Origin of the sequence: Streptomyces sp. NPDC048483 (genome assembly GCF_040651455.1) — a bacterium.
Classification (GTDB): Bacteria; Actinomycetota; Actinomycetes; order Streptomycetales; family Streptomycetaceae; genus Streptomyces.
On the sequence record NZ_JBEZJZ010000067.1, the window covers coordinates 25,424 to 43,952 of the forward strand.

General features: G+C 73.1%; 13 protein-coding genes. 7 read left to right on the plus strand and 6 right to left on the minus strand.

What is annotated here, in order from left to right; genetic code table 11:
• The first annotated feature begins 3 nt into the window (after positions 1 to 3).
• Genes AB0D04_RS28155 through AB0D04_RS28165 form a run of 3 tightly spaced genes read left to right on the plus strand, consistent with a single transcriptional unit; the run spans position 4 to position 2,359 of the window.
• Positions 4 to 852, plus strand: coding sequence for a 5-oxoprolinase subunit PxpA (locus tag AB0D04_RS28155; protein ID WP_362708700.1), 849 nt, complete (start codon positions 4 to 6; stop codon positions 850 to 852).
• On the plus strand, positions 849 to 1,499 hold the full coding sequence (gene pxpB / locus AB0D04_RS28160) for a 5-oxoprolinase subunit PxpB (RefSeq protein WP_362708702.1): 651 nt from the start codon (positions 849 to 851) through the stop codon (positions 1,497 to 1,499). The genes AB0D04_RS28155 and pxpB overlap by 4 nt, the downstream gene beginning before the upstream one ends.
• Positions 1,496 to 2,359 carry a biotin-dependent carboxyltransferase family protein gene (locus AB0D04_RS28165; RefSeq protein WP_362708705.1) on the plus strand — a complete coding sequence of 288 codons (864 nt, stop codon included), beginning with the start codon at positions 1,496 to 1,498 and terminating at the stop codon, positions 2,357 to 2,359. Before pxpB ends, AB0D04_RS28165 begins: the two co-directional genes overlap by 4 nt.
• Before the next feature lie 57 nt (positions 2,360 to 2,416).
• Here AB0D04_RS28165 and AB0D04_RS28170 read toward each other — a convergent pair whose 3' ends face one another.
• The 4 genes from AB0D04_RS28170 to AB0D04_RS28185 all read right to left on the minus strand — a co-directional run bounded on the left by AB0D04_RS28170 (position 2,417) and on the right by AB0D04_RS28185 (position 9,368).
• Complete coding sequence (locus tag AB0D04_RS28170) at positions 2,417 to 6,031, minus strand: hydantoinase B/oxoprolinase family protein (RefSeq protein WP_362708708.1); 3,615 nt, start codon at positions 6,029 to 6,031, stop codon at positions 2,417 to 2,419.
• A gap of 93 nt (positions 6,032 to 6,124) precedes the next feature.
• Complete coding sequence (locus AB0D04_RS28175) at positions 6,125 to 7,006, minus strand: SGNH/GDSL hydrolase family protein (protein ID WP_362708733.1); 882 nt, start codon at positions 7,004 to 7,006, stop codon at positions 6,125 to 6,127.
• Positions 7,007 to 7,008: 2 nt separating this feature from the next.
• Positions 7,009 to 8,244 (minus strand): glycosyltransferase, encoded by a 1,236-nt coding sequence (locus AB0D04_RS28180; protein ID WP_362708711.1) that lies wholly within the window; start codon positions 8,242 to 8,244, stop codon positions 7,009 to 7,011.
• Entirely contained in the window at positions 8,241 to 9,368 is a 1,128-nt protein-coding gene (locus tag AB0D04_RS28185) for a glycosyltransferase family 1 protein (protein ID WP_362708713.1), read from the minus strand. The genes AB0D04_RS28180 and AB0D04_RS28185 overlap by 4 nt, the downstream gene beginning before the upstream one ends.
• Positions 9,369 to 9,545: 177 nt before the next feature.
• Here AB0D04_RS28185 and AB0D04_RS28190 point away from each other — a divergent pair, with 177 nt between their 5' ends.
• Positions 9,546 to 9,770 carry a DNA-binding protein gene (locus tag AB0D04_RS28190; protein ID WP_362708715.1) on the plus strand — a complete coding sequence of 75 codons (225 nt, stop codon included), beginning with the start codon at positions 9,546 to 9,548 and terminating at the stop codon, positions 9,768 to 9,770.
• A gap of 59 nt (positions 9,771 to 9,829) precedes the next feature.
• On the opposite strand, the gene AB0D04_RS28195 is transcribed toward AB0D04_RS28190, so the two are convergent.
• Positions 9,830 to 11,254 carry a HEAT repeat domain-containing protein gene (locus AB0D04_RS28195; RefSeq protein ID WP_362708718.1) on the minus strand — a complete coding sequence of 475 codons (1,425 nt, stop codon included), beginning with the start codon at positions 11,252 to 11,254 and terminating at the stop codon, positions 9,830 to 9,832.
• Between the two features lie 323 nt (positions 11,255 to 11,577).
• On the opposite strand from AB0D04_RS28195, the gene AB0D04_RS28200 reads away from it, so the two are divergent.
• Positions 11,578 to 13,044, plus strand: a complete 1,467-nt coding sequence (locus tag AB0D04_RS28200; protein WP_362708720.1) for a SpoIIE family protein phosphatase — start codon at positions 11,578 to 11,580, stop codon at positions 13,042 to 13,044.
• 128 nt (positions 13,045 to 13,172) lie between these two features.
• On the opposite strand, the gene AB0D04_RS28205 is transcribed toward AB0D04_RS28200, so the two are convergent.
• The gene (locus AB0D04_RS28205; RefSeq protein ID WP_362708722.1) at positions 13,173 to 14,714 is read right to left on the minus strand and encodes a hypothetical protein; all 1,542 of its coding nucleotides are present in this window, start codon (positions 14,712 to 14,714) and stop codon (positions 13,173 to 13,175) included.
• A 285-nt stretch (positions 14,715 to 14,999) separates the two neighbouring features.
• On the opposite strand from AB0D04_RS28205, the gene AB0D04_RS28210 reads away from it, so the two are divergent.
• Both AB0D04_RS28210 and AB0D04_RS28215 read left to right on the plus strand, forming a co-directional pair.
• On the plus strand, positions 15,000 to 16,133 hold the full coding sequence (locus AB0D04_RS28210; protein ID WP_362708725.1) for an aminoglycoside phosphotransferase family protein: 1,134 nt from the start codon (positions 15,000 to 15,002) through the stop codon (positions 16,131 to 16,133).
• A gap of 297 nt (positions 16,134 to 16,430) precedes the next feature.
• On the plus strand, positions 16,431 to 18,452 hold the full coding sequence (locus AB0D04_RS28215; RefSeq protein WP_362708727.1) for an N-acetylmuramoyl-L-alanine amidase: 2,022 nt from the start codon (positions 16,431 to 16,433) through the stop codon (positions 18,450 to 18,452).
• Positions 18,453 to 18,529 lie beyond the last annotated feature (77 nt).

Genomic DNA, 18,529 nt, shown 5'->3' on the forward strand with positions numbered 1-18,529 from the left:
GACATGAGCGAGTCGGCGCCCCCTCCCCTCATCGACCTCAACGCCGACCTCGGGGAAGGCTTCGGCCGCTGGCAGCTCACCGACGACGACGCCCTGCTGTCCGTCGTCACCAGCGCGAACGTCGCCTGCGGCTTCCATGCCGGCGACCCGTCCACCATGCGCCGGGTGTGCGAGCTGGCCGCCGAGCGCGGGGTGGTCATCGGCGCCCAGGTCTCCTACCGCGATCTGGCCGGCTTCGGCCGCCGGGCGATGGAGGTACCGCCGGACGAGCTGGCCGACGAAATCACCTACCAGATCGGCGCGTTGGAGGTCTTCGCGCGCGGCGCCGGTGCCCGCGTCGGCTACGTCAAACCGCACGGCGCGCTCTACAACCGCTGTGTCCACGACGAGGAACAGGCCGCCGCCGTCATCGCCGGCATCCGCGCCGCGGGCGGCGCCCTGCCCGTCCTCGGCCTCCCCGGCTCCCGGCTGCACCAAGCCGCCGCGGCCGCCGGGCTCCCGGTCGTCGGCGAGGCATTCGCCGACCGCGCGTACACCGCAGAGGGCACCCTGGTCCCGCGCCGCGAGCCGGGCGCGGTGATCCACGACCCGGACGAGGTCGTCAAGCGCGCCCTCGGCATGGCCCGCGACCACACCGTCACCGCGATCGACGGCCGCCGGATCCCGATCACGGCCCGCTCGCTCTGCCTGCACGGGGACACCCCCGGCGCCGCCGGACTCGGCCGGCGCGTGCGCGCCGAACTGACCGCGGCCGGCGTACACCTCCGCAGTTTTGCGACGGCCCCTGCCCCACGCCATGCCCCTCACTCCGTCCCGGACTCCGTCCCGGGCACGGTCCGGAGCGCGGGATGAGGCCGCTGCCCGTCGGCGAGCACGGGCTGCTCATCGAGCTGGACAGCGCCGAGGAGGTCGAGGCGCTGCACGCCGAGCTGCTGCGCCGCGCCGCCGACGGCACCCTGCCGCCGGTCCGCGAGATCGTGCCGGCCGCTCGTACGGTCTTCCTCGACGGCCTCGCCGACCCCCGCGGCCTCCTGGCGGAACTCCCCACATGGGACATCCCACGTCCTACCGCCGGCGACCGCCCCACCGTCACGATCCCCGTCCGCTACGACGGCCCCGACCTTGCGGAGGTGGCCGCCCTGTGGGACGTCACCCCCGACGAGGTCGTCCGCCGGCACTCCGGCACCACCTTCCACGTCGCCTTCTGCGGCTTCGCCCCCGGCTTCGGCTATCTCACCGGACTGCCCCGCGCACTGCACGTCCCCCGTCGGTCGACCCCCCGCACCAAGGTTCCGGTCGGCTCGGTCGCGCTCGCGGGCCCGTACACCGGCGTCTACCCCCGCTCCTCCCCCGGTGGCTGGCAGCTGATCGGCACCACCGACACCGTCCTGTGGGACCCCGCCCGCGAACCGGCGGCCCTGCTCGCCCCCGGCACCCGCGTCCTTTTCGTCCCCGAGGACCACCCCGCAGGCCCGCACGCCCAGGAGCCCGCCCGATGACCGACCGCGCCCTCTCGGTCGTACGGGCCGGAGCGCTCACCACCGTCCAGGACCTCGGCCGGCCCGGCCATGCGCACCTGGGCGTGCCCCGGTCCGGTGCCCTCGACGAGCCCGCACACCGCCTCGCCAACCGCCTCGTGGGCAACCCCGAGCCGGCCGCCACCCTGGAGACGACCCTGACGGGCTGCGCCGTACGGGTCCGCACGGCGACCACCCTCGCGGTCACCGGCGCCCCCTGCCCGGTGACGGTCGACGGCCGCCCCGCCCCTTGGGGCGCCCCGGTACACATCCCGGCGGGCGCCGTCCTGGATGCCGGACCCGCCACCCACGGCCTGCGCTCGTATCTCGCCTTCGCCGGCGGCATCGACGCCGAACCGGTCCTGGGCAGCCGCGCCACGGACCTCCTCTCGGGACTGGGACCCGGCCCGCTCACCGACGGCACGGTCCTCCCCCTGGGCCGCCCGTACGCCCCGCCCGCCACCGTGGACGCCGTCCCGCACCCCGGCCCGGCAGCGGAACTCGTCCTCCCCTTCCTCCCCGGCCCGCGCGACTCCTGGTTCACCGACACCGGCCTGCGCACCCTCACCACCGGCCGCTTCCGCGTCTCCGCGGCAAGCAACCGCATCGGCCTGCGCACCGAGGGCCCGCCCCTGGAACGCGCCCGCTCCGGCGAACTCCCCAGCGAGGGCATGCCGCTGGGCGCTCTCCAGGTCCCGCCCAACGGCCTGCCGGTGCTCTTCCTCCACGACCATCCGACCACCGGCGGCTACCCGGTCATCGGCGTGGTCCCCGAGCGCTGCCTGGCACCCGCTGCCCAGGCCGTACCGGGGACGCCGGTGCGGTTCACCCGCATCCGCTAGCGGGAGCGTCCCGACACCGGGTCCCACCACGAGGAGCGGCACCACGCCCCACAGCAGCTAGCCGTCCGCCGGGCCGTATCCCCCGCCCCCCGGTGTACGCATCACCAGCACGTCGTCCACCCCCACATCCGCCGCATCACAGCCCTTCAGCACCTCGCGCGAACCATCCGCGCGTTCAAGGGAGTTGATGCCCAGCGCGCCCGGTGCGCCGCCCGCCATTCCGTAGGGCGAGATCCTGCGGTGATTGCTCAGCACGGCCACCGTCATCGGCTCCAGGAAACGCAGTCGGCGTTCGACGCCGCAGCCCCCGTGCCACCGCCCGCTGCCTCCACTGCCCCGCCGGATGGCGAAGCTGTCGACGCGGACCGGGTAGCGCCACTCCAGTACCTCGGGGTCGGTCAGCCGGGAGTTGGTCATATGGGTCTGTACGGCGTCCGCGCCGTCGAAGCCGTCGCCCGCTCCGGAGCCGCTGGCCACGGTCTCGTAGTACTGCACCCGGTCGTTGCCGAAGGTGAGGTTGTTCATGGTGCCCGAGCCCTCGGCCTGGATGCCGAGCGCGGCGTAGAGGGCGCCGGTGACCGCCTGGGAGGTCTCCACATTGCCCGCCACGGTGGCCGCCGGGAAGGCGGGGGCGAGCATCGAGCCCTCCGGGATACGGACCTCGACGGGCTTGAGGCAGCCGCTGTTGAGCGGGATGTCCTCGGCGACCAGGGTGCGGAAGACGTACAGGACCGCGGCCATCACCACGGAACTGGGCGCATTGGCGTTGCCGGGCTGCTGGGGTGAGGTGCCGGCGAAGTCCAGTACGGCGCTGCGGGACGCGCGGTCGACGGTCAGGGCAACATGGATCTCCGCCCCGCTGTCGGTCTCGTAGCGGCAGGAGCCGTTCGACAGACCGGCGATGATCCGCCGCACCGATTCCTCGGCGTTGTCCTGGACGTGCCTCATATAGGCGCGTACGACCTCCAGGCCGAACTGGTCGGTCATCCGGTGCAGTTCCTCGATGCCCTTCTCGTTGGCGGCGATCTGGGCGCGCAGATCGGCGATATTGACGTCCGGGGCGCGGGAGGGGTACGGGCCACAGGCGAGCAGTTCGCGGGTCTCGCGCTCGCGCAGTGCGCCGTCGCGCACCAGCAGCCAGTTGTCGAAGAGGATGCCCTCCTCCTGGATGGTGGTGCTGAAGGCGGGCATCGAGCCCGGGGTGATGCCGCCGATCTCGGCGTGGTGGCCGCGCGAGGCGACCAGGAACAACAGCTCGTCACTGTCCGTTGCAAAGACGGGGGTAACGACAGTGACGTCCGGAAGGTGGGTGCCGCCGTGGTAGGGATCATTGATCGCGTAGACATCACCCGGCCGCATGTCGCCGCCGCGCCGCCGCAGCACCTCCTTGATGGACTCCCCCATCGAGCCCAGATGGACGGGAATGTGCGGGGCGTTGGCGATCAGATTGCCGTCCGCGTCGAAGAGCGCGCAGGAGAAGTCGAGGCGCTCCTTGATGTTGACGGAGTGTGCGGTGTTCTCCAGGCGGACGCCCATCTGCTCGGCGATGGCCATGAAGAGGCTGTTGAAGACCTCCAGCAGCACCGGGTCGGCCTCCGTGCCCACGGCGGTCCGGCCGCGTCGCTCCCGTACGCGGGTCAGCAGCAGGTGGCCGCGCTCGCCCATGGCCGCCTGCCAGCCGGGGTCGAGGACCGTGGTCGCATCCTCGTCGGCGATGATCGCCGGGCCGGTGAGGGTGTCGCCGGGGGGCAGGTCGGTGCGCCGGTGGAGCCGGGTGTCCTGCCAGCGCCCGCCCGCGTACATCCGGACCGTCGCGGCCGGCCTCAACTCCCCCTCCCTGTCACCGGACCGGACCTCGTATCCCTGCGCGCCCCCGGCCTCCCCGACGGCCTCGACCGACACCGCCTCGGCCACCAGGGGCTTGTCCATGGTGAAGGCGTAGCGCGCCCGGTGCGCCCGGATGAAGTCATCGGCCATGGTGTCGGCGCCGGCCAGCGGGACGCCGATGGTGGAGTCGGTCCCGGCGTAGCGGATCAGCACCTTGGCGCGGGTCGTGAGGGAGGCGCCCGGCACTCCGTCGTCGAGGAGCTCACGCCGCGTCTGCCCGGCGAGCGTGTCGCACACCTCCCGGACCCGGTCGACGGCCCCGGCCTGCCCGAGCTCCGCCTCGACAGCCTGTTCCCGCATCGCGGTGGCGTCGGCGACCCCGATGCCGTACGCGGAGAGCACGCCTGCCAGCGGCGGCACGAGCACGGTGCCGATGCCCAGGGCGTCGGCGACGGCGCAGGCGTGCTGGCCGCCGGCACCGCCGAAGCTGGTGAGGGCGTAGCGGGTGATGTCGTGCCCTCGCTGGACGGAGATCTTCTTGACCGCGTTGGCCATGTTGAGCACCGCGATGTCCAGGAATCCGGCGGCGACGTCCTCGGGGCCGCGGTCGTCCCCGGTGGCGGCCGCGGCCCGCTCGGCCAGTTCCGCGAACCGGGTGCGGACGGTCCCGGCGTCCAGCGGCCGGTCGCCGTCGGGCCCGAACACCGCCGGGAAGTGGTCCGGCTGGATCCGGCCGAGCATCACATTGGCGTCCGTGACGGTCAGCGGGCCACCGCGCCGGTAGCAGGCCGGTCCGGGGACGGCGCCGGCCGAGTCGGGGCCGACGCGGTAGCGGCGCCCGTCGAAGTGCAGTACGGAGCCGCCGCCGGCCGCGACGGTGTGGATGTTCATCATCGGTGCCCGCATCCGGACGCCCGCGACCTCATTGCCGAAGACCCGCTCGAACTCCCCCGCGTAGTGCGACACATCGGTGGAGGTCCCGCCCATGTCGAAGCCGATCACCCGGCCGTGACCGGGCCCGGCCTCGGCGGCGGCGCGGACCATGCCGACGACGCCGCCCGCGGGCCCGGACAGCACCGCGTCCTTGCCCCGGAAGTGCTCGGCCTCCCGCAGCCCGCCGTTGGACTGCATGAACATCAGCCGGATGCCCGGAAGTTGGGCGGCGATCTCGTCGACGTAGCGTCCCAGGATCGGCGACAGATACGCATCCACCACCGTCGTGTCCCCGCGCGGCACCAACTTCATCAACGGGCTGACCTCGTGCGAACAGCTCACCTGCGCAAACCCCGCCCGCCGGGCCAGCTCGGCAACGGCCTTCTCGTGCTCCGCGTGCCGGTAGCCGTGCAGCAGGACGACCGCCGCGCTGCGCAGCCCGTCCGCGCGGGCCCGGATCAGCGCCTCCCGGACCCCGTCGACATCCAGCGGCCGTACGGTCTCCCCGTGCGCCCCGACCCGCTCCGGCACCTCGATCACCCGCTCATAGAGCGCCTCGGGCAGCACGATCCGCCGGTCGAAGATCCGCGGCCGGTTCTGATACGCGATCCGCAGCGCATCCCGGAACCCCTCCGTGGTGAGCAGCACCGTCGGCTCACCCGTCCGCTCCAGCAGCGCATTGGTGGCGACGGTCGTCCCCATCTTCACCACGGACACCAGCTCGGCCGGCACCGGCTCCGCCGCCGCCAGCCCCAGCATCATCCGGATCCCGGCCACCGCGGCGTCCTGATAGCGCTCGGGATGATGCGAGAGCAGCTTCCCCGTCACCAGCCGCCCGTCCGGCCGTCTCCCGATGACGTCCGTGAACGTCCCACCGCGATCGATCCAGAACTCCCAGCGCTGTCCGGTCATCAGGCCATTGTCGCAGCGCCTTTCGGCTCCGCCAGGGCGGCGAGTGGGGCGCGCGTGGCGCGTGCCGTGGATCGCCCTCCGCCGGACCGACCACTACAGAGCGAGCGCCGATCCCCCGGCCGGCGCCGCAGCGCCCTCCGGATCCCACAGCGCAGCAACCGCAGCGCAGGTGGCGCGCTCCGCCGTCGTATCGAGCAGCCGCCCCGAACCCGCCAGACCGTGCCGGCACTCCCGCACCGCCAGCGCCAGCAGGCCCGGCAGCAGGTCGGTGCACCGGTCGACGACCCAGCGTGTGCCGCGGGTGGCCATCCACCAGGCGGATCCGGTACGGGTCGGGGGCGGCCCGTCCAGGGTGAGTGCGGGGGGCGGTCCTACGGGGTCGCCGGCGGCGGCCAGTGCGGTGTGGAAGCCGCGGGCCAGGAGGCGGTGGCCGCGTTCACTGGGGTGCAGGCGGTCCACGCTCCAGCTGGTGCGGTCGATGACCCAGCTGTGGTCGGCGAGGTGCAGATGGATGCCGTCGTAGCGGTCGGACACGGCGTGGACGACGGTGTTCACGGCGCGCATCCGCCGGGCGAGCGGGCGGGCCAGCGGTCCGGGCAGCCCGAGCATCCGGCCGGGGTCGGGCAGGCACGCCGTCAGGACCACCGTCCCGTCGGCGCTGAGCGTGCGATGTGTCAGGTCGAGCGCGGCGGCGACCCGCTCTATGGCGAAGGCCGCCCGCAGGGTGTCGTTCGCACCGACGACCAGCGACGCGTAGCGGGGTGCGAGCTTCCGCGCCGCGGGCAGCTGACGCTCGGCCACATCGGCCGCCAGCGCCCCGCTGCGCGCCAGGTTCACCAGCGGTACGCTCCCCGGCCGTGCCCCCAGCGCCTCGGCGAGCAGGACGGCCCAGCCGCGCCAGCCGCCTCCGGGTACGGGGTCCCCCAGGCCTTCGGTGAGCGAGTCGCCGAGTGCGACAAAGCCGGAACGCTTCACCGTCACCACCCGCCCCGGGGGTGCACGGGCGGCTCGGACGCGGCCACGGTCCGGCCGGACGGCGCGGGCGCGTCGTGCGTGTCATACGTGTCGTACGCGTCGTGCGCGGCCAGGAAGGCCTCGACGGCGGGCTGCCAGCCGTATCCCTCGGCGCGCTGCCGGGCCGCGGTGCGGCGGGCGGGCTCGGGGCGGGCCAGGACCCGCTGGGCGGCGTCGGCGAAGGAGGGGCCGTCGTCGAGTGCCGTATCACCGCCGCTGCCGACCAGCCCGGCCAGTGCGGAGGCGGCGCTGGCGACGACCGGTGTGCCGCAAGCGAGCGCCTCCAGGGCGGCCAGGCCGAAGGTCTCGGCCGGGCCCGGTGCCAGCGTCAGATCGGCGCTGGCCTGGAGCGCGGCGAGCCGGGCGCGGTCGGCGATGTGCCCGAGGAACGCCGCGGGCAGCCGCTCCGCCCGTACGCGGGCCTCCAGCCGCGCCCGCAGCGGCCCGTCCCCGGCCACCACCAGCGCCGCGTCGACGCCGCGCCGGCGCAGCTCGGCCAGCGCGTCCAGCGCCCGTTGCGGCCGCTTCTCCGGCGACAGCCGGGAGCACATCACCATCAGGACAGCGGCCCGCCCCGCACAGTGCCGCCGTAGCTCCGCGCTGCGGCAGTCCGGGTGCCAGGCCCCAAGATCCACACCGAGCGGCGCCCGCACCACATTGCGCGCCCCGACACGCGTGAACTCCGCCGCCGCCCATTCGGTGGTGCACACCACCCGGCTGTATGCGTGCGCCGTACGGGAGTTGAGCCGGTCCGCGGCGGCGCGGGCGAGCGGGTCCGGCACGCCCCAGGTCCGCATCACCCCGTCGACGCTCTCGTGCGACACCATCACCGCGGGCACGCGTGCCCGGCGCGCCCACTCCCCCGTCCAGCGCAGCGTCGTACGGTCGGAGACCTCCAGCCGGTCGGGGTCCAGCCTCCGCAGCACGCACTGCAGCCGATGCCGGTCGGCCAGTACGCGGTAGCCCCCGGTGCCGGGCAGCGCGGGCCCCGGCAGGGTGATCACCCGCCCCTGTTCGGTGAACTCGTCGGACGTCCCCTGTCCGACGCCCGGCACGATGAGCACCGGATCGTGCCCGGCGGCCGCGTACCCGGCGCCGAGCTCACGCAGCGCGGTACGCAGCCCGCCGGACGCCGGGGTGACGAAGTTGGCTATCCGTACGATCCGCAGTCCCGAGCCGCCGTCCCGGTGCGCCCTCATGCCGCCACCGCCGTCCGGCCGGCGAGCACATCCTCGTAATGGCCGAGGAGCTGGTCGCCCACGGCCTCCCAGGTGCGGCCCTCGACGGCCGCGCGGGCCGCCGCGCCGTACCGGATGCGCAGCTCGCGACTGCGTCCGAGCAGGCGCACCGCGTCCCGCACCGCCCCGCCGTCGCCGGGCGTCACCAGCAGCCCGGTACGGCCGTGGTCCACCAGGTCGAGCGGACCGCCCGCGCGCGGTGCAACGACGGGCACCCCGGAGGCCATCGCCTCCTGCACGGTCTGGCAGAAGGTCTCGTACGGCCCGGTGTGCACGAAGATGTCCAACGAGGCGTAGAGCCGGGCGAGTTCATCGCCGGTGCGGCGGCCCAGGAAGCGCGCCTCGGGGAGGGCGGCGCGCAGCGCGGGGGCGCTGGGGCCGTCGCCGATGACGACGGTGCGTACGCCCGGCAGCCGGGAGGTCTCGGCCAGCAGCCGGACGTCCTTCTCCGGGGCCAGCCGCCCCACGTACCCCACCAGCAGCTCCCGTCCGGCGGCCAGCGAGCTGCGCAGCACCGCATCGCGCCGCGCCGGGTGGAAGCGCGCGGAGTCGACCCCGCGGGGCCACATATGGACCCGCGGCACGCCGTGCTCGGTCAGATCCAGCAGCGCCGCGCTGGACGGCGCCAGGGTCCGGTCGGCGGCCGCATGCACCGCCCGGATGCGCCGCCAGGCCGTCGCCCCGCCGCCCCCCAGGTAGGTCCGGGCGTAGCGGCCCAGGTCGGTCTGGTAGACGGCGATTGCGGGCACCCGCCGCCGGGCCGCGGCTGCCATCCCTCGGGCACCGAGGACGAACGGGCTGGCGAGATGCACGACGTCCGGCTGGTGCGCGGCGAGCGCGGCAGACAGTCGTCGGCCTGGCAGGGCGATGCGTACCTGCGGATAGCCGGGCAGCGGCACGGAGGGCACCCGGACGACCGGGCAGGGGCTCTCATACGTCGCGACCGCCGGCTCATGGCCGGCGAGCGGCGCGACGACCAGCGGATCGTGGCCGCGCCGGACGAGGTGGCGGGCGGTTTCCAGGGCGCAGTGTGAGACGCCGTTGACATCGGGCGGGAAGGATTCGGTGACGATGACGACACGCATACGGCTGTTGTCGGCGCGCCGTGCGTGGACTGGGCCAAGGGGATCTTTCCAGCCGGGGAACGTCCCATGAGCGTTCCGCTGCGCCCGTCGCCACCGGGCGGTACGGCCGGCCCGATGTCAGGCTGGGAACGGACCGGGCGCCACGGCGCCGTACGGAGCGGACGGACGAGGAGACGTGTGACGTCCTACGACGCGGAGACCGGCGAGCCCTCCGACGGCCTGCCGCCGAGGATCGGCGCCCCGGCCCGCCGGGCCCTGGAGCGGGCGGGCTATCTGCGACTGTCACAGCTGGCCGGCGCGAGCGAGGCCGAACTGCGGCAACTGCACGGAATGGGCCCCAAGGCCCTGGGCATCCTGCGGGATGCACTGGCGGCGCAGGGGATGTCCTTCGCCGGGGAGTAAGTGGCGCGCCCATCGCAACCCACAACGGCTCCTGCCCGGGTCCACCACGCCACAGGGCGCTACACCCCCTGTGCCTCCGGCCCGAACCGGCTCCGGACGGCCGTCTGGACCTCGGCCTCCTCGGCCGGGTCGGCGGCAAGGCGGCGGAGCTGTTCGACGACGCGGTCGTCGCCGGTGGCGGCATGCCGGGCGGCGAGTTCGCGGGTGGTCTCCTCGCAGTCCCACAGGCACTCGACGGCAAAACCGGCCGCGAACCCGGGGTCGGTGGCGGCGAGCGCACCGGCCGCCCGGCCACGCAGGTGGGACGAGGAGGTCTCGCGGTAGATGTGGCGCAGTACGGGGGCGGCGCAGGCGACGCCGAGGCGGCCGACGCCGTCTACCAGCTCCCACAGACCGTCCGCGTCCGGGCCCTCTTCGCGCACCGTGCGGCGCAGCGCGGCCAGGACCGGGTCGGCATCACGCTGCGCACCGCGGCGGGCGAGCATCGCGGCGGCGGACGCACCGAGGCGGTCGGTACGCCGGGCCCAGACCCGGGCCCGTTCGACGGCCGCCACACCGCGCATCCGCTCGAAGGCGGCCAGCGCGGCCGAGACCGCCAACTGGGAGGAGAGGGGGCAGGCGACCGCCTCCTCGATCAGGTCGAGGACATCCGGGTCGCCCCGTTCGGCGAGATGGTGGAGGACGGCGGCGCGCGCGGCGTCCGGTCCCGTACGGGCGGCGCGCAGCAGCTCCGGCCGGTCCTCGGGGCCGGCGACGGCGCCCAGGCAGCGGGCGGCGGCAAGGTGCCGGTGCTCCTCGGACTCCAGGTCCCCGCCCTGCTGGGCCCACTGCAGGACCTCCGTCACGCTCCAGCCGGGGCGCGGCCCGCGCGGCCGCAGCTGCCGCTGCCAGCGGTCGAAGGACCCCTGCTCCCCGGCGGCGGTCAGACGCGCGCCGTAGCGGGGATCCTCGGCCCACAGCCGCCACGGCCGGGGCTCGTAGGCATCGCGTACGGCGGTGGCCAGTCCGGCCTCGCCCTCCTCGGTCTCGGGGAAACGGGCAAGCACGGCGGGGGCCAGGGTCATCAGCCCCGCGTCGTCGTCACGCAGCGCAAGCTCGTCGAGGGCCCAGCGCCAGTTGCTGCCGACCGCGGCGTAGCTGCGCAGCAGCAGGCGGGCGGCGTCCCGGCCGTACGCGGCGAGGTGGCCGAGGACGGCGAGGGCGAGGCCGGTGCGCTCCTCACCGGTGTCGATGAGGTCGTCGGGGTGGAAGAGGTGCCGTTCGATCTCTTCGAGTCCGCCGTCGAGCTGCATGTAGAGGCGCGCGTAGTAGAGCGAGCGGTTCTCGACCTGCCAGTTGCGCCTGGGGTCACGCAGCACGCTGTCGTTGAGCGCCGCGAGCGCCTCGGCTCGCGGCGCCGCGAGGGCATGCAGGGTCCCGTCGCCGCGGCCTCGCTGAAGGAGGCCGAGCAGGGTGCCGCTGGGCGCTATGTCTGGATCGAACATGAGGTCAGCATCCGGGGCGGGGGGCAGGCTGGCAACGGGATTTCCGCTGACCGGCATTCTTGCCGGTGACCGCGGGCCGTATGCGTCGTTCCCACCATGGATCGGTGGGCACGACAGCGCTACGGCGGCGGAAGCCTAGCCTGGAAGCTGTTATTCCGCCGATTCGACCCGGGGTTGCCACAGAAGGCCCGTGGCATATGCCAGGTGCACCACCGTATCGGGTAATGCCAAATCCCTTACGCACCGTCGCAGCCTGTGCAACAGTCGTAACCGGCCCCTTCTGTCAGACCTGGCCCCGGCGCCGCCTGATCACGGAGTACGTCATGCCGTCCCCTCTCTTCGCGGATCACCCAGCCGACCGGTCTCCCGAGCGCGACACCGTCGAGGCACTCATCACGCAGGCCCGCCGCCTGCGCGGTGGCCTGGACGCGGTGCGCAGGGAGTCCGCGGTGGTGGACACCGGCCTCGCCACCGACCCGCAGCTGCGCTGGCAGCGGGCGCTGTGCGACCTCGCCGTCCACCACCTCGACGACCTCGGCGGTCATCTCGACCAGCTGAGAGAGGGCCTGCCGGCGGAGGACGAAGAGGACGAGGCGCCCGGTGCCGACCTGCCGGAGGCACCGCCCGAGCCCGCACCGCACGAGCGCGGCTCGCTGCTGCGCCGGGTGGGCAGCGCCGAGTGGAACCTGCTCACCGACGAGGTGACATGGTCCGACGAGCTCTTTGCGATGTTCGGCCGCAGGCCGTCCGACGGCCCGCTGACCCTCGACGAGCTGCCGTCCCTGGTCCTCGCCGAGGACCAGGAGGGGCTGGCCGCGATGGTCACGGACTGTCTCGTGGACGGGAAGCCGATCGACGGTGAATTCCGTATCGTGCGCGCGGACGCGAGCCTGCGCACGGTCCACATGGTGGGTGAGCCGGTGCTCGACGCCGACGGCAGTACGGCCTGCATGTGGGCCGTCCTCCGCGATGTCAGCGAGCTGCGGCGCAGCCAGGCCGCGGTACGCGACAGTGTGGACTCGCTGCAGCGCGAGCGGCACATGGCACAGACCGAACACCGTCTGGCCGTCGAGCTCCAGGAATCCGTGCTTCCGCAGTGGCGCGACTCGCTGCGCTTCCCTCAGGGCGGCCCGGTCGCCCTGGACTTCGCCGGGCGCTATCTCCCGTCCGGCACCAGCGCGCTGATCGGCGGCGACTGGTACGACGCCCTCCAACTTCCGGACGGCAAAACCCTGTTGAGCGTCGGCGATCTCACCGGGCACGGCGTCACCGCCACCTCCGGGATGGCGATGGTGCTCGGCGCGCTGCGCGGCATGGCCGTCGCCGGACAGCAGCCCGGACCACTGATGGGCTTCCTCAACCAGCTCCTGGACACCACCGCCCAGCCCGCTCTGGGCAGCGCGGTGTGCTGCCGCTTCGACCCCGACACCCGCCGGCTGGAGTGGGCCCAGGCCGGGCACCCCGCGCCGCTGCTGTTCCGCGGCGGCACGGGGCGCGCGCTGGACCCACCCGAGGGCGTCCTGCTCGGCGCGACCGCGGGCGCGACCTACGCCCAGCGCACCGAACAACTGGAGCCGGGCGATCTGCTCGTCCTGCACACCGACGGCCTGGTACCCCGCCGTGCCCCCGCCGCCGACGCCCATGAGGGAGCCGAGCGACTGCTCGCACTGGCGCCGCGGTTCGCCGCGGCCCGTAGCGCGCAGGACAGTGTCCGTATCGTCGTCGAGGAGTTCGGCAGCAGCGAGCGTGAGGACGACGCCTGTGTGCTGATCGCCAGGATCGGCGACTGACGCACCGCGGCGCGGACGACTCTGCGGACGAACACGAACTGTCGGACGGCGAAGCGGGCATCAGGGCCTTATCGGGGCTTTCCCGTGACGCCATGCTCCTTTCACATGACGCCTTGTCAGTTCCTCTCTCACACGGCGAAGTTAGGCCCCAGGCTCGCTGATCCCAGCCCTGGCCCAAGCCCCGATCCGCTCCCTTTGGGCCTGGTCTTCGCCTTTGGCAGGACATGCTGGATCTCCTCCCGCAGGTCCTGGATCCTGGCGTAGTTGGCGTACTGGTTGGTGAGCCGGAACATCTCCCGCAGCCGGTCCCAGGTGCGGTGGGAGGAGTTCTCGCCGATCGATACCAGCGCCAGCCTGGCGTAACGGTCGGCCTGTTCGGGATCGTCGCCGATGAAGCAGGCCGAGGCCATCGAGATGTAGTCGAAGATCTGGGACCGCTGGTAGCCCTTGTTCCGCAGCCGCAGCGCCTGCTTGGCGTGGCTCTGGGCGATCTTGGCGACCGAGGGGTCGTGATCGGCGAGCGTACGGAAGGCCAGCGCCTGCATACCGTGCAGATCCGCCTCGTCGAACATCTGCATCCAACTGGGCGGCGGCACATCGCCCTTGTCCGAGACGAACAGCTCCTCCGCCTCGCCCAGCGTGCGCCGCATCGCCTGGCCATTGCCCTTGGACGCCTGTGCCCAGGCCTCGATGGTGTGCAGCATGGCGCGGGTCCGCGGCAGGGTCTGCTCGCCGGAACCGGACTTGGCCAGCTTCATCAGATCCAGGGCGTCGTCCGGGCGGCCCAGGTGGACCATCTGGCGGGCGGCGCGGGAGAGCGCCTCGCCGGCCCGTGGACGGTCACCGCCCTCGCGCGCGGCATGGGCGGCGATGACGAAGTACTTCTGCGCGGTGGGCTCCAGGCCCACGTCGTGGGACATCCAGCCGGCCAGCACCGCGAGGTTGGCCGCCACGCCCCACAGCCTGCGCTGCAGATGATCGGGGTGGCGGTAGGCGAGCATGCCGCCGACCTCATTGAGCTGGCCCACCACCGCCTTGCGCTGCAGGCCACCGCCGCGGTTCGCGTCCCAGGCGCGGAACACTTCGACCGAGCGCTCGAGCGCGTCGATCTCCTGGGACCCCACGGGGGCCGCCTCATAACGGTCGAGGCCGATCTGGTCGAGGGAGTCGAGGGAGTCGGAGGCGAAGGGATCGTCGTGGCGGGGGGTGTCGGCGGTCAGTGCCGGGTCGGTGTGGAGCCAGTCGTGCATGGCGCCGGTGAGTGCGGATCCCGCGGCGAGTGCCGCGCCCGCACCCACCAAGCCGCGTCGGTTGAGCATGAGGTCCATTCCCGTGAATTCCGTGAGGACCGCAGCGGTCCGTTCGGGAGCCCACGGCAGACCGTCCATGGCCTGCCGCTTCCCCGAGCGACCGGTTCTGGCGAACCCGAGGTCCTCGATGGTTACGACACGGCCGAGGCGCTCGGTGAACAAGGAAGCCAGGACCTTGGGCACCGGATCGCGGGGGGTCTCCCCCATGTCGATCCAGCGCCGCACTCGCGAGGTGTCGGTCGCCAGCTGCGGATGACCCATGGCCGCCGCCTGCCGGTTGACCAGTCTTGCCAGCTCTCCCTTGGACCAGCCGGCCAGGCCGAAAAGGTCCGCGAGACGGGTGTTCGGCTGCCTGTCCACGTCAAGCCCCCAGGTTCCTCGACTGAGTTGACAGTAACGGCCGGTGACGTGGGCTGCGACCATTCGCCAGGGTTCGCCAGGGTGCGCCAGATGGTCTGCCACCCATAGCCCCGTGTTCGGTAGGTGTGCAGCCCCCGGCCCGGTGGCGGGACCGCATTCCCCAGGGTGCGCGCCCTTAACAGGGACCCTGGATCGGCCTCCTCATACGGGCCCGTTCACCGGGTTCCCACCACCGGGCCGGGAGCGCACGCAACTCGTCGGCGCACGAAGGGATCTGTCTCACCCATGTATGCAGCATCGTCCGCCGTGACCGCCACCGCCCGGCCGTACCGCCCGCACCCCTCCGGCAGCGGGCCGTATCTCGACCCCTCCCCGTCCGCGGGAGGTGTCGCCGGCCTCCCCGGCGGGCGTATCCGGCGGCCACAGGGGACGGGCACCCAACCGCTCAGCGGGAGACTCGATTTGTCCGGCCCCCAGGGCGCTCAGCTACGCGCCGCTGTCGCCTCGGTGCATCGCATCTGTCCGGAGTTCAACCCGGTCCAGGTGCTGCGCCGCAGCGGCAAGTCCGTCCTTCTGGTGGGGACGACGGGCCGGACGAGCGCGGTCGCCAAGTGTTTACTGGACCACTCCCCCGCGTGGTCCGAGCGGTTCCGGCAGGAAATAGCTGCTTACCGCGCATTCGTCCGGCATCGCCCGCCGGTACGGGTGCCGCGTCTGGTGGCGGCCGATCCCGACAACTGCACACTGGTCGTGGAGCGCATGCCGGGCCGGGTCGCGGCCGCGGCGCGGCATCCGTCCGAAGCCCCTCCCCGCTCGGACGTACGGGCCGCGCTCGGCGCGATCTGCCGGATCAACCTCTGGCGGCCGCCGGCCGGGCTGTTCGACGCCCCGCTGGACTACGCGGGCCGGATCGGCCGGTACCACGACCTGGGGCTGCTCACCGACCGTGACCTGGGCGATCTGCAGAAGCTGCTGCACGGCCTGGCGCACACCCAGGGTCAGTTCTGCCACGGCGATGCGCTGCTGAACAATGTGCTGCTCTCACCCGCGGGCCCGGTCCTGCTGGACTGGGACAACGCCGGCTGGTATCTGCCGGGCTACGACCTGGCGACCCTGTGGGCGGTGCTCGGTGACGCCCCGGTGGCGCGCCGTCAGATCAGCCAGCTCGCCCAGTCCGCGGGTCCGGCCTCGCGGGACTCCTTCCTGGTGAATCTGATGCTGATCCTCACCCGGGAGATCCGGCGCTACGAAACGGCGGTACAGCGGACCATGCGCGAGCCCGCGCCTACGGGGGCACCGGGACCTGGACACCCCGGTGCCCCCGCGGCGGGCGAGGAGCAGCGGCTGCTCCTGCGCCGGCTGCACGACGACTGCCAGATGGCGCGGCGTGCGGTGCGGGCGGCGGTCGGCACGCGCTGACCGAGGCGGGATGTGAGCGGCGCGCCACATACGGGCGCGCCGCTCACCCGTATGTGGGGGCGTTGCTCATTGGTCCATTCCACTGACGCCCGGCAGGCCCGGTGCCCGGTCCGGGAAGGATCCTCGGGAGATGCGCTGACATGCGAAATCCCGATGGGGCGTGGCGATTGACGGAGCGTGGGCAAACCTCTGGCTCTGGGCCGACAGTGGCTCTAGTCTCGGGTCCCCCGCTCCGTACGGCCGTTTGCGCATCAACCGTCACATCGCGTCGGCTCGGGCCGGCTTGAGGAGGCTGTTTTGCGAGGATCCGCCCCGGAAGACGAGAAGAGAACGCCCCGCCCCGCCCTGCGCAGGTCCGCCACCGCCATCGCCGCCGCGGTGCTGTTGCTGCCGCTGTTCGCGGCCACCCCGTCCGCGGGTGCCGGCAAGCCCGGCCCGGGTGACCTGCAGCGTGCCTTCACCGAAGCCGCCGACCGCTATCAGGTACCGCGCAGTGTGCTGCTCGGCGTCGCGTACCTGGAGTCCCGCTGGGACGATCACGGCGGCGCGCCGAGCGTCTCCGGGGGCTACGGCCCGATGCATCTGACGGATGCCCGTACGGCCCTGGCGCGCGTCCCGGAGTTCAGCGAGCCCGACGAGGACGCCCGCGGGGACGGCTCGCGCTCCCGCAGGACCGCGCCCGCGTACCAGGCGGAGCGGGCGACGCTGCCCGCCGAACTGCCCGCCCGGCTGCGGACCTTGCGCAGGGCCGCCGAGCTGACGGGGCTGTCGCCCGAGAAGCTGCGGACGGACCCGGTGGCGAATGTGCTGGGCGGCGCCGCGCTGCTCGCCGAGCAGCAGCGCAAGCTGGGGGCGGCCGGCAGCGCCGACCCGGCCCGGTGGTACGCGGCGGTGGCACGGTACGCGGGCGAGGACAGCGCAGAGGCCGGCACGGCGTTCGCCAATGAGGTGTACGCGGTGATGCGGCAGGGCCAGACCCGGACGACCGATGCGGGGCAGCGGGTCACGCTGGCCGCCACGCCCGGCCTGCACGTCGATTCCGGGCAGGCGAAACGGGCCGGCGGGCAGGTGGCCGCCGCGGCGGAGCGGGGGGCCTCGCGCGGTGACCCGGCCGGGCTGGAGTGCCCGTGGACCGTGGCCTGCGAATCGGTGCCGGCGCCGTACGAGGAGTTCGGTGACGACGACTACGGCAACCACGATCTGGCGGACCGCCCCCGGGACCAGCGCGTGAGCACGATCGTCATCCATGACACCGAGGGGTCGTGGGAGACCACCCTCCGGTTGATCAAGGACCCGAAGTATGTGTCCTGGCACTACACGATCCGTTCCTCGGACGGGCTGATCGCGCAGCATGTGCCGACGAAGGACGTCGGCTGGCACTCGGGCAACTGGTACGTCAACGCGCACTCCGTCGGCATCGAGCACGAGGGCTTCCTCGCCTCGCCGGACGCCTGGTACACGGAGGCCATGTACCGGACATCGGCCCGGCTGGTGCGGTATCTGGCCCGTAAGTACGACGTGCCGCTCGACCGGCAGCACATCCTCGGCCACGACAATGTGCCCGGCACGACCACCGCAACGATCAAGGGCATGCACACCGACCCCGGTCCGTACTGGGACTGGAGCCACTACTTCACCCTGCTGGGCGCGCCGTTCACGCCCACTGCGGGTCCGCGGGGCGGGCTGGTGACCATCCGTCCCGGCTACGGCCGGAACCGGCCCGAGTACACCGGCTGCGAGAAGCCCGGCCGGCCCTGTGCGCCGCACGGTTCGACGGCGGTCCGGCTGTACACGGCGCCGGACGAGCGCGCTCCGCTGGTCAGGGACATCGGGCTGCATCCGGACGGCAGCGACTCGACCATCGATGTCAATGACACCGGTGCCCGCGCCTCCACCGGCCAGCGGTTCGCGGTGGCGGACCGGGCCGGCGACTGGACGGCCATCTGGTACCTCGGGCAGAAGGCATGGTTCCGCAATCCGGACGACGCCCGGACAGCGGTGAACTCCAGGGGGCTGGTCGCCACGCCGAAGGCCGGCCGGACGGAGATCCCGGTCTACGGCCGCGCGTACCCGGAGAAGGAGGCCTACCCGGCCGGGGTGCCGTACCAGGAGGTCTCACCGCTGCCGTACAAGATCACTGCGGGGCAGGAGTACGCCATCGGCGACCGGATGCGCGGCGACTACTTCTTTGCGCCGACGTTCGACGTCAGCAAGCACGCGGTGGTGCGCGGTGACGACGTCTATTACGAGATCCAGCTCGGCCACCGGGTCGGCTTTGTCCGGGCGGACGATGTCGACATCCGCCGCTCGGACGCGTAGCGCGGGCCCCGGTCCGGAGCCGGGGTGCCGTAGGGCTCCGATCGTGTGAGGCAAGCGTCGCGCCCGGTGGACGGTCC

Excerpts from the sequence above, each read along its gene's own strand:
- AB0D04_RS28180 (WP_362708711.1), bottom strand. The coding sequence starts at position 8,244 with ATGAGGGCGCACCGGGACGGCGGCTCGGGACTGCGGATCGTACGGATA.
- AB0D04_RS28165 (WP_362708705.1), top strand. The coding sequence starts at position 1,496 with ATGACCGACCGCGCCCTCTCGGTCGTACGGGCCGGAGCGCTCACCACC.
- AB0D04_RS28210 (WP_362708725.1), top strand. The coding sequence starts at position 15,000 with ATGTATGCAGCATCGTCCGCCGTGACCGCCACCGCCCGGCCGTACCGC.
- AB0D04_RS28185 (WP_362708713.1), bottom strand. The coding sequence starts at position 9,368 with ATGCGTGTCGTCATCGTCACCGAATCCTTCCCGCCCGATGTCAACGGC.
- AB0D04_RS28200 (WP_362708720.1), top strand. The coding sequence starts at position 11,578 with ATGCCGTCCCCTCTCTTCGCGGATCACCCAGCCGACCGGTCTCCCGAG.
- AB0D04_RS28195 (WP_362708718.1), bottom strand. The coding sequence starts at position 11,254 with ATGTTCGATCCAGACATAGCGCCCAGCGGCACCCTGCTCGGCCTCCTT.
- AB0D04_RS28155 (WP_362708700.1), top strand. The coding sequence starts at position 4 with ATGAGCGAGTCGGCGCCCCCTCCCCTCATCGACCTCAACGCCGACCTC.
- AB0D04_RS28170 (WP_362708708.1), bottom strand. The coding sequence starts at position 6,031 with ATGACCGGACAGCGCTGGGAGTTCTGGATCGATCGCGGTGGGACGTTC.
- pxpB (WP_362708702.1), top strand. The coding sequence starts at position 849 with ATGAGGCCGCTGCCCGTCGGCGAGCACGGGCTGCTCATCGAGCTGGAC.